The following is an 11,546-nucleotide window of genomic DNA, read 5'->3' as shown; positions in this document are numbered from 1 at the left end:
AGCAAACATCTTGAAAGAAAATACGGAAAATGTTTGGAGTGTAAAATAAAACTCCCTACATTTGCACCCGTAAACGCGGAAATAGCTCAGTTGGTAGAGCACAACCTTGCCAAGGTTGGGGTCGCGAGTTCGAGTCTCGTTTTCCGCTCTTGTTCTTTGAATAGGATGCCCGGATGGTGGAATCGGTAGACACGAGGGACTTAAAATCCCTTGGCCAGTGATGGCTGTGCGGGTTCAAGTCCCGCTTCGGGTACGAAAGACGCTTCATGACTGACAGGTTGTGAAGCGTTTTTTGTTTATCCGCAAAGGAAAATCTGGAAATGTTACAGACAGGTACCGGTAGAGAGAACATTCGTGCCGGGCAAACATAAAAAAGAGGCAATTTCAATTCTTATTTTGAAATTGTCTCTTTATGTGTGGAGCATACCGGACTGTCGAAATAGTATCATGTGAATTTGGTGGAATTCATATAATGCTTATTTCCAATGTTTTACATTAAGTATCTCATCTATGTGATAGCTCTTATTTTCTTATACTTTCTAAAATCGAGGGAGTTGTTAAAGGGAGTTACTCCCTCCTGCCAGAAAACTTATCTTTGTAATCAAAAAGTGGAGCAAATTGGATTTGAAGTCAAACAATATCATGTATAGTCAATTAATATCCAGGTATTTACTTCTCAAAAAATCCTTTTTAACTTCGTAGCAAAGATAAGCAAAGTATATGAAGAAGACTAATTTTACAGTAAGAGCTTTTGTTCAGAAGACAGGGCAAGTAATGGTTCGAGTTAGATGGTGTGGCAAAATGTATGAGGTTGGCTTTTCAGTAGGCTATACTATTGATCCTGCAAAATGGGATGCCGACAAGCAACTGGTAAAAAGTAATACGACCCACAAGATAGGCAGCAAAACTATTTATGCCCGTGAGATTAACGGTGCAATTCATAGTTTTTTAGTAAGTATTGAAGAGGCATTTGCAGAATACGATCTTCATTCTCAAACACCGACAAAGGAAGAATTGAAGCTACTTGTTAATGAAAAATTGGGGCGTATAAAACAGAATGTGGCAATAGAAAACACTAAGACATTAAAGGATATTTTTCAAGATTTCATAATTTCTCGCCCCAAGGAAGGGAATTGGTCTAAACAAGCTCAGTATAAATATGAACAGATGTGGAATCACTTACAAAGTTACGACCCTAATGTTTCATTAGAAACACTAGATCGTTCTAAAATACAAGAGCTGGTAGATTGGTATACAAAGAACGAATATTGCAACCGTACTATTCAGAAACAGATCAGGATTCTTAAATCCTTTTTACGTTGGGTAATTAGGCATGGTTATTCAATACCAAGCGGAGTATTGGATTTTAAAATTAATTTACGGGTAGTACATAGGACTGTGACCTTCTTGAAGTACAAGGAACTGATGCACTTCTTCTATTTTCAGTTCCCGCCGGAGAAGGAGTACCTCTCAAAAGCACGTGACATGTTCTGCTTCATGGCCTTTACTTCGTTGCGCTACTCCGACCTGGCAGCATTGAAGCACGTGAATATAGTAGATGGAAGGCTAGAAATCTGTACCGAGAAAACGGATGACAAGCTCTATATCACCCTCAATGAATATGCCAAACAGTTGATAGATAAGTATTCATGGTATAAGGGTGACACTGTGTTTCCCGTACCTAGCAACCAGAAGCTGAATGACTATTTGAAGGAGGCAGCACAGTTAGCAGGATTAGATAGGGAGATAGTTCAGGTTTATTTCAAGGGTAATACAAGGCATGAAGATGTATGTAAATTCTGGGAGCAGATCAGTTGCCATGATGCAAGAAGGACTTTTGTATGCTGTTCATTAGCGATGGGAATTCCTGCGAGTGTAGTAATGTCTATGACCGGTCACTCTGATTACGAATCAATGAAACCTTATATAGAGGTAGCCGATGAGACCCAGAAGATGCAGATGGAGAAGTGGAATAGTCATCAGTACAAGCAGGAGATACTGGAAAGCGTGGATAAAATGACTACTGAACAGTTAAAAGAAGTTTGTAAGTTTATAAATCAGCGGATCAAGCATATTGCATAAGCGGATTTTTCTTAATTTTGAGCAGCATCTTAGACATTATCGGTTTGGGGTGCTGCTTTGTTTATCTAACACGTTTTTCCTATGATTAATAATGAATACAATAAAGAAGTTTTAAGAGTCTTACAAGATCTAAGTGATACAGATATTTCAAAAATCGCTTCAGAATCTTCCCTCATGGATATTGAGATAATATTTGTAATGCACATTCGGGATATATTGGTTAATTATGCTAATAAGAGGCCCACATCACGAGAAATAATGAAAGAATTTAACGCAATATTAGGCGATATTAGGTCCTATACAACACATGTAGATGAGTTTAATACTTGCAATAAATCCAATGAACAAGAAAATTTTGATTTTGAATATCTATATACTAATTCTGTTGAATCGTTGAACAAATTAGAAAAGTATTTCGCCTCATTAAGAGAGGCTTTTTTTATTGTTTGTCTTCAATATGGAATGAAGCACCTGCCTGATATTGATTTTTTTTTACACCGAATTAAAGTTAAATCACCATCAGAATTGATTGCAAGAGTTATTGAATTAACGAACTTTGAAGAGGAAACATTGCAGAATGAAAAAATAATATGGGAAAAACAATATGCTTTCGGTGGTGATAAATTGAATTTCCTAGTCGTTCTATCTGGTTATTATTTGTTTAGGAATGAGATATTAGACAAATTGCTTAGAGTTGACTACAGACGGATTCCTCCGTTTTTAATAGCCGCTAAATATTTAGGGAATAATTATAACTCAATATTTAGAGAAAGAATAGAGCAATACCGACTTTATTTTAAAAATTGGGATGAATTCTGTGAGACACATCGTGTCTCGTTTATGCGGTTAAACAAGAATATTGTGGAGCGAATGAAGAGAGACGATAAAGATTATGCTAATCCCTTTCCTTTCCTTGCATCTGCATTCGGTAAAATAGGATATTCTAAATTTTATTTGGATTTGCATTGGCTTATATATTACGTCTGCTATTGCCATACTCCTGATTTTATAGACTTCTGCTTTTCTTTGTTAGACAGAAAATTGCCTTTAAGATTTCAAGAGGTATTTTTACAAACGGTAAAGAAAAGCGTACTTGCACCGATTATGCAGTATGAATACGAATGGTATTGTCGTAAACATAATCAAGATCCACAATTTCAATTCTATGAAGGAGAGCCTATAAATTGGGAAAAATTAAACGTCTCAGATTATGATTTGGATAAATGGTTAAGTCCGTTGTACCAGAATAGGACTTTACTTAGAGATAATAGTAGTAATAATGAACTTATTTCTGTCCCGACAATAAATTCTAATGAATTAATACCATTGCCATTCCCTCCCGCACTGAAGGAATTATCTCAATCAGAAATGATTGAAGCACTGGAAAAATTACCTCAATCAGGAACAATAAAAGAACTGAAGAAAATATTCGGACCCAAAAAAATAGACGTACTGAGAAAATTACATGATTTAACTAGTAACGAGTATCAAGAATCTAGTGAAAATGATTTTTGCTATCTGCTAGGTTGTACTCCTGACACAAAAGAATATGATAAAGGAAGTTGCCAAAAGATACTTTGGAGGAAAGGTAAACCTGAATTGCAATACTTTATTACCAGATTATATAAAAAAGACAGTGCCCTAGCTCGTGGTACTTGGGATAAAGCCGATAATATTTTCAGGATTGCAGGGATGGAAACACTTAAACTAAAAGAAAATACTACTACTAATATTAGAAATTTGTCAGATGATACAAAGGAGGAGATTGATAAGTTTATAGAAGACACATTGAAATATATCAAAGAAAAAAATACATGGTGATATAACCTAATATAATTGAGTATAAGTAACTATATCCTAATATAACCAACTGAAAATAAGGTGACTAAAAGTTTAGTTACCTTATTTTTTTGCTTATATCTTTGCACCATGAATCCATTCCGGAAGGATTAATTTTATAAATTATAAGTAACAATAATGCAAAAAGAAATCAAAATGTTAACAAGTCAGCGACTTGTTGACATGACCGGGAAAGAATTATTGGAATTGCTTTATCAAGTAAATCCGATAAGTGCAAAACAGGAGATTGCAGCCGAGCAACTTAAAGGTTTTCCTGATATACCGCCACTGGTAACAGGAATCAAGGATGTGGCTAGAGTACTCGGTATATCACAATCTACGGTCTCACGCTGGAAAGAATCAGGTGAGATTGACGATTGTGTCTATCAGAGCGGAAAGACTGTGATCTTTGATACCCATAAGATCTTGGAGAAACTGCGTCTTAGCAATCGGAAAGGGAAGTATGAAAAATTTAAGTCAAACCAACAAATTAACCAAATGTGGAGGAAGAAATGAAAAGTAACACCCCAGTTAGCCCTCAAGAAGGCCGACAAGTGGTCAATGTAATGGAGCATGTGTCAGAAAAGGCTCTTATTGAGATTGTAGGTGACTTATCATTGGAAGATAAGGAGTTCTGTGAAAAGGAGACAAAACAGATTCTGGAACTGTTGTCTCCCAAGCAATTTGCCGCCTTATTGTTGGAAGCAGTAACGGTAATAGATTTGTTTGGTGCGGAACAAGCCAGTGAAATCGTAGTGGGACGACTTGTAATGAACCGGAAGCCCAAGAACAAGTCTGTCAATGTCTTAGCTGAAACGATTCTGGACGTGGGGATGCTGGTTATGCTTCTAGCCATTCCTGCTACCGTAGCCAGACATTTCGGGTACGAGATAGAAGATTTCAACGGCAATCCTATACCTGAGGATAAATTGTGTGTAACGGTCGTTATCATAGACGGTCAGACCCGGTATTTAGCAATCCGAAAGCTCAGGGAGAAATATCCCAGTTTGGTGTTGTCGAATGTTTACGCTTACTTTCCCCTACATTGGGTGGGTCTTACCAAGATGCTTCAGGTCATCAACCTGAAAGTATTCACATGGACCAACAGCGATTTCATTAGCGGCTTGAGAGGAGTCGGCTTGAAGCCTGAGGTGGAAAAGGCATTGGCATATATCCAATCGCTTGAACAAAGGGGGTATAACTTTACCGCTGCCTGTGAATGGGGGACTTTGCTGAAAGGGATTATCAGAAAGTCCCTGCTGGTGAAGGCCATGAACAAACCTGACATCAATCTGGAATACGAGAATTCAGAGTATGGCATGGATATTCATCAAGAAGCCAGGAAAGTTTTCTCCGGCAAGAATGAGGAGGCCTTGAAAAACAAGACCGTCCCTGAAATGATAATCGCCAAGTGGAATGCCATCTGTGAAGACCTGAGCAAGAAGGAAGCTACCGCTTATATCAAAGCGTTCCTGAAGGCTCTTACCGGGGATGAGATCTCCGAGATGGTCGCTCCCGCTGATTACAAAAGGGGCGAGGGAAAGAAGAAGGAGGAGTTTGTAAAAGAACAGTTCGAGAAATCTTTCAGGGCTTTTGCAGATGCTCACCCTTATGAAGAGTTCAGGGAATCCTTTAAAGTCCAAGGCCTATGATTACACCTTATGCAAAGTTAACATCGGATGGCTATGTGCTCTGCCTCCCCGGACAAGTGAAACTGGATGCGGGGAAATTGGGAAGTTACCTCAGTGCATTGAAGGTAACAACGGAGAGAATACAGTTGAAGGTTATTCCTGCCAGGCTGTTCCTTGAAAGAGGGTATACAGCCGTGGATGACAACGGGACTTCACTAACTCTGCTTGACCCTGACCTTGACAGGAAACTGGTCATAATCGGTGACTTGAACCTTTACTTCGCCCTGCAACAGGATTCATCTTGTTTTGAGGATGTCTGGGTGAAGGTGGTTTCGGAATTCCCCAAAGGGAGAAAATGGTATTATTGAAATGAGTGTTTAATAAAGAGAGCTACAGCCTTTACGGAGGCTGTACCTCCTTAAATTTTCAAATTAATATGGAAACAATGTATAAGCCTAAAGGTAAGGCTAGCGAATGTAGTATGTACAGTTGCAATCTTTATACAGGTTGCTCCAACAATTGTGTGTACTGTTACCTCAAGCGTTCCCATATGTCCGGGTATTGGGGTACCGTTCCCACATTGAAGGGATATTTCAAGGATGAAAATGATGTGGTTAATGTTTTCCAGAAAGAATTGTCCGAGTGCCTTCCATACTTACAAAAATATGGACTGTCTATGAGCTTCACGACCGATCCTCTCATCCCTGAAACTATAGGACTGACAGTGAAAGTTGTCGAGATATGTATCAAAAATAGTGTGAACGTAAAACTGCTGACCAAGTACGGAGGATTCGAGGACTCATTTTTCAACCTTTTCAATGGGTCGGTAAGTGCATTGAAGGAACACGTAGCTTTCGGAGTCACCCTGACCGGTCACAATGAATGGGAACCCGGAGCGCCAAGCAATGAAAAGCGAATTGAAAGCATGAGAAAACTGCATTCCTTGGGCTACAGGACTTTTGAAAGTGATGAGCCAATCATTGACTTCAAATCCACCATGAAGATGATAACTGAGACTTTGGATTGCTGTGATTTCTATAAAATCGGTCTGATGTCGGGAGGCGGTGTGAAGTATGACCTGAAAAAGGGACGAAAATTCCTAAAAGGCTTGAAACGGCTCCCGGGACAACCTAAGATATACCTAAAAGACTCACTGGTCAGTTTTTTGGGAATAGACAGGAATATGCTCCCCCGGAATTTTGTTGAAAGGAATTACAACATATTCAAGTGATCGACTGAGTTTAACCAAGAGAGCTACAGCCCTTACTGAGGCTGTACTCTCGTCTAAAACATTTTAACAAAGATGAATGTAAATAGAATTATTAAACAAGTATCATTGAGCCGGCTTTCGACTTTTGTAGCATATATGACGCATATAATTGAATTAACATTAAATAAAAAATGATATGGAAGAATTTATTTTTAATGAGAATGGGGAATTAGTAGACGATTCTGTATTCAAGACCTATGAAACATTAGGAGAGATTTGTAGAGATATTCAGGCTGACCTTCCGGCAATCCGACAGGAAGCATGGAGTGAAATTGCAAAACGGTGTAACAGTTATTTAGAGAATAAACCGAAAGACGGTTACACGGAGTTTGATACCGATAAGATCCAACTGTCCAATGGCTATAACATTATCATTTGGCCAATGGAAGTCCTTGACGGGAGCTATAATGAATCACTCTTGAACAGAGCTGTATTGACCAAGGATTTTTACGTGAAAATCATGGACAGGTGGGTTATAGAAGTGACGTTGGGCTGGATGCCTGATCCTGAGCATCCGTGGGATATGATTTATATCCCTGTCTTTTTTGCATCCTATTTTGAGAAGAATTGTCCTTTGGAGCAGTTTTTCACCGCCGTAAGATTTTGCCAGACTCCTCCAATACTATGGAAAAGAGAGGGTAATGAGATCAAGTTAATGACAGACTGGATGAGTACTTTTGGTTACAAATTTGACGGGTATTACTTCTTCTACGGTTCAGTACAATCCTGAAGTCAGTATATGAATTAGCTGAATCGACTATAATGACTTAACATCAATAGAGCCACGGTAGTTGCTTTTGTGGCTGTGGCTCTATTTATCCCTCAAAAACAAATATGAAAAAAACGATAGAAAATATCTTAGCCAGTATCATTAATACGATACAGCCCAAACCGGATTTTGACCCCAAAAACAAGAGGGGGTATCACGAGATTTGTTATGAAATCTGTCAGGCGGCACAGAACACAGGCTATCCTTTCGTTTCCATTAATGAGGAAATGTTTCTTTTTACCGGAACCAATTGGGAAAACGTTGACAGCCACACCATCAAGGTTTTCATCAAGTACGCATACGGAAAACTGTGCGGTGATTCTGTGGCAGCTTCAAAGAAAGATATCATCAACGGATTAGTTTCACAACTTCCTTATACAGCCATGATATTGAATGTGAAACAGGCTGTGGATAAAATCAATTTTCAGAACGGCACACTGAATCTGAATACGATGGGACTGGCAAGGCACGATTGGAAGGATTATTTCAGGTATGTTCTCCCTTACGGATATGACCCTGTAGCCGATTGTCCAATGTTCAGGAGGTATCTGGATGAGGTGATGCCGGAGAAAAAAGCACAGGATGTATTGGCGGAATATATCGGCTGGCTATTCATTCCGGAGCTTAAACTGGAAAAAGTATTGTTCCTCTATGGGAGCGGATGCAACGGGAAATCGGTGTTTGTAGAGATAATCGAGGCTCTGGTAGGGAAAGACAACGTATCGCATGAATCACTCTCAGACCTTTGCGGCGAGTATGGAGCCAACAGCAGGGCGAACTTATCGGGGAAATTGCTGAATACCTGTTCTGATGTAGCCCCAAACGCTTTTGCAGGGGATTTGTTCAAGAGGTTAGCAAGCCGGGAGCCTATCAGCATGAAGACGCTCTATAAGGATGTCATCACTACGGATGAATATGCCAAGATGCTGTTCTGTCTGAATGAGCTGCCCAGGACTAACGACATATCCAACGGTTTCTACAGACGCTTTTTAATAGCTCCCTTCAAAATTCAGATACCTAAGGCAAGGATTGACCCTGAATTATCCAAGAAAATCATAGCCTCGGAATTGCCGGGAATCATGAACTGGGTATTGGAAGGAAGGAAAAGGCTGGTGATGAACAAGAAGTTTACAGAATCCCCTATGATGAACAGAGCCTTGGAAGAATACAGGTCAAGAGGAAACAGGAAGAAACATCTCTTGTTGCTTCCGCCATTCTTTGAAGCGTCATAATTTATAACACAACAGCAGAAAGATGAATACCACGGGTTATTTAAATTTTAATGGCCGTGATTTTTTTTAACAATCAATTGAATGAACAAACAGAAAGATATATTGAAGGAAATAATCGACAATCTTTCCAAGAAGGATTTGAAGTCGGTTTACGCTGCCGACCTTTATGGAAGGTTAGGCAAAGAAAAGGATGAACTGATGAGGAACGTGATTCAAGAGAAGATCGGTTCCATTCAGCTGAACGATGAAATTAAAGCAATAGTTACAGTGGAGGAAGTGAGGGCTGTAACAGAGAAGCTAGGTTATGGGATCGCCTTTAATCAGGACAGGACTGCCTACCTGTATAATAAGGAATATTGGGAATCCGTGACCGAACTGGATCTGGAGCATTTCTTTGGAAAGGCATTGCAGAAAATGGGTACAGACAAATATTCCTCAAAAAATGTGAAGGTAGTGAGCAAAATCTATGAACAGGCACGGTATTCACTCTACCAGTCCATGCAGCAGGATTCGGAACTTACCAAGATAAATCTCAAGAATCTGACCTTGTCCATTGATGACAAGGGAAACGTAAAGGAAGAAAAACATAAGCCGGAAGATTTTTTCTTTTATGTGCTTCCTTATGGATATGATCCGAATGCCCAATACCCTATGTTCCAGAAGTTTCTTGATGAGGTGCTTCCGGAAAAGGACGTTCAAGCGGTGTTGCAGGAATTTGTCGGAAGTTGCCTCTGTAATTCCATAAAACTGGAGAAGGTGCTTTGTTGCGTAGGGAGCGGTTTCAATGGTAAGAGTGTATTCTTCGAGGTCATCATGGCTCTCTTGGGCAATGATAATGTCTGCACTTACAACATAAACTCCTTATGTAACGAAAACGGCTATACAAGGGCTATGATCAAGAACAAGCTCCTGAACTATAGCAGCGATTTCAACGGGAAGATATTTTCCAACGGGATCTTCAAACAGCTGGCAAGCGGTGAGCCTACCGAATCAAGAAGGCCTTATAAAGAACCGGAAATCATAAGGAACTATGCGAGGATGGCCTTCAACTGCAATTCCCTTCCTACGAGCGGAGACACTTCCTATGGCTTCAGAAGAAGGCTGCTGATCATCCCGTTCAAACAGAAGATAGATCCAAAGAAAGCAGACCCTGAACTTTCAAGAAAGCTCTGTTCTGAACTGCCGGGAATATTGCTTTGGGCCGTGAAAGGTTTGAAAAGGTTGATAACAAACGGTAAGAAGCTCAGCAAGTCCCCTGTCATAGAAGCACTGGAACAGGAATATAAAGAAACTACGGACAGTGTGGCAATGTATCTTGAATATTATCAGTATAAGCCAGACTCTCAGGTAGAACAGGGTATAATGGCACTTTACAATGAATATAAGCGGTATTGTGAGGATAACAGGTTGATTATGGAAACAAGAGCCAACTTCAGGATGAAACTGGAAGGAGAAGGCTATACAGTAAAGGATATGGGAAAGAAAGGGGTGAAGATTGGTATCAGCAAGCCTGTTCCAAGTTTTCCGGATATTCAAGTTTCTACTCCATTCTCTAATCCTAGTATAAGTGTTCCTTCTTTCCCTTCCCCGAAAGGAGAGTAAGGGAGGGGAAAGGGGTAAATTTCCCTCTATTATTTGCCTTTTTGAAGCATTTAGCCAATGTATGGGAATGAATAATTAGTAAAAATAGGCTTTTTTACCCCATTTCCCCCTCTTTTCCCCCTCTCCCCCCCTTCCTCCCGGGGAAGGGAAAGAAAAATGATTAAACCAGAGTAACGAACTTATAATTCAATAAATATATGATAACGGTTACAGCATTTTCAAGGTTGCCTTATGAAAAACGGATAAATTCCGTGACAAAGGAAGAATACATTGTCAGGCTGGAGGTTAAACCGATCCATGAAGATCTTGATGTGGTTCTCAATACAATCAGGGAAGAAAGGCTAAAAGGCGTGATAGAACAAATGAGGTTCTTCTATGATGCCGACCATAAAAAATATGATGAATTGAAACACAACCTCCCTGTCTGTATCTTTACAGGAATATTCAATGATTTCAACAATGCGGGTTTCGTTTCTCCCTCTGGCTTATTGATAGCGGATTTTGATAAGATTCCTCTCACGGAAATGTCGGAAGTCAGGGATATGATAGAAGCTGATCCTTATACTCATTTCTGCTTCATGTCACCAAGCGGAAGGGGATTCAAGGTAGGGGTCAAGGTAAAGGACAACATCAATAACGAGATACATAACGCATATCTGGATGCTCTAAAGGAATATTATAATTCCCCTTATTGGGATGATAATTGCAAAGGTATCAGCCGGGCTTGTTTCCTCAGCAGTGATAAGAATCTATATCTGAATCCCGTCAGCAAGGAATGGACTACAAGGAAATCACAGCCAGTTTCCTTCGCTCCGACCATATCCATCCCAGCATCCCCTGTTTTCATTCCAGATCCAGAAACGGGAAAAATTATCCGTTATCTAGAAGGAGGATGGGATAAATTTCCTATGATTCCAGGAAACAGACATGACTCCACATTCAAGAGGGCTAGAGAAATGGCAGAATGGGGAATTTCGGAGAAAGTTGCCCAAGATTACCTTTCCCAATATATAGCCCCGGATTTTCCCAAAAACGAACTTCAAAAACAAATAAATAATGCTTATCAATGGGTAAGGAAAAGAGGGAGTATAGGCTTGAAGTATCGGGAACTATAAAGAACA

Annotated in this window: 10 protein-coding genes and 2 tRNA genes; all 12 read left to right on the top strand. The window is 39.7% G+C overall.

The annotated features are described in order from the left end of the window. The first annotated feature begins 75 nt into the window (after positions 1-75). The 12 genes from H9625_RS00600 to H9625_RS00545 all read left to right on the top strand — a co-directional run bounded on the left by H9625_RS00600 (position 76) and on the right by H9625_RS00545 (position 11,540). Positions 76-148 (top strand) — tRNA-Gly (locus tag H9625_RS00600). A 19-nt stretch (positions 149-167) separates the two neighbouring features. Further along, positions 168-253, top strand: a tRNA-Leu gene (locus H9625_RS00595). Positions 254-720: 467 nt separating this feature from the next. Next, positions 721-2,082 (top strand): site-specific integrase, encoded by a 1,362-nt coding sequence (locus H9625_RS00590; RefSeq protein ID WP_191762731.1) that lies wholly within the window; start codon positions 721-723, stop codon positions 2,080-2,082. A gap of 81 nt (positions 2,083-2,163) precedes the next feature. After that, positions 2,164-3,903 (top strand): hypothetical protein, encoded by a 1,740-nt coding sequence (locus tag H9625_RS00585; RefSeq protein ID WP_191762730.1) that lies wholly within the window; start codon positions 2,164-2,166, stop codon positions 3,901-3,903. Between the two features lie 156 nt (positions 3,904-4,059). After that, a complete protein-coding gene (locus tag H9625_RS00580) occupies positions 4,060-4,437 on the top strand; it encodes a DUF3853 family protein (protein ID WP_191762729.1) in 378 nt (125 codons plus the stop codon). Next, complete coding sequence (locus tag H9625_RS00575) at positions 4,434-5,573, top strand: hypothetical protein (RefSeq protein ID WP_191762728.1); 1,140 nt, start codon at positions 4,434-4,436, stop codon at positions 5,571-5,573. Before H9625_RS00580 ends, H9625_RS00575 begins: the two co-directional genes overlap by 4 nt. Further along, on the top strand, positions 5,570-5,920 hold the full coding sequence (locus tag H9625_RS00570; RefSeq protein WP_191762727.1) for a hypothetical protein: 351 nt from the start codon (positions 5,570-5,572) through the stop codon (positions 5,918-5,920). The genes H9625_RS00575 and H9625_RS00570 overlap by 4 nt, the downstream gene beginning before the upstream one ends. Before the next feature lie 308 nt (positions 5,921-6,228). After that, complete coding sequence (locus H9625_RS00565) at positions 6,229-6,783, top strand: radical SAM family protein (protein ID WP_225226157.1); 555 nt, start codon at positions 6,229-6,231, stop codon at positions 6,781-6,783. Between the two features lie 175 nt (positions 6,784-6,958). Next, positions 6,959-7,552 carry a hypothetical protein gene (locus H9625_RS00560; protein WP_191762725.1) on the top strand — a complete coding sequence of 198 codons (594 nt, stop codon included), beginning with the start codon at positions 6,959-6,961 and terminating at the stop codon, positions 7,550-7,552. Between the two features lie 104 nt (positions 7,553-7,656). Further along, a complete protein-coding gene (locus tag H9625_RS00555; protein WP_191762724.1) occupies positions 7,657-8,823 on the top strand; it encodes a DNA primase family protein in 1,167 nt (388 codons plus the stop codon). A gap of 81 nt (positions 8,824-8,904) precedes the next feature. Further along, positions 8,905-10,425, top strand: a complete 1,521-nt coding sequence (locus H9625_RS00550; protein WP_191762723.1) for a DNA primase family protein — start codon at positions 8,905-8,907, stop codon at positions 10,423-10,425. A gap of 197 nt (positions 10,426-10,622) precedes the next feature. Continuing rightward, positions 10,623-11,540, top strand: coding sequence for a BT4734/BF3469 family protein (locus H9625_RS00545; protein WP_191762722.1), 918 nt, complete (start codon positions 10,623-10,625; stop codon positions 11,538-11,540). Positions 11,541-11,546 lie beyond the last annotated feature (6 nt).

The sequence above is a fragment of the Phocaeicola intestinalis genome, assembly GCF_014837065.1.
Taxonomy (GTDB): domain Bacteria; phylum Bacteroidota; class Bacteroidia; order Bacteroidales; family Bacteroidaceae; genus Phocaeicola; species Phocaeicola intestinalis.
The sequence above is the reverse complement of the archived record's forward strand: the minus strand, read 5'-3'. Positions and strand labels throughout refer to the sequence as shown.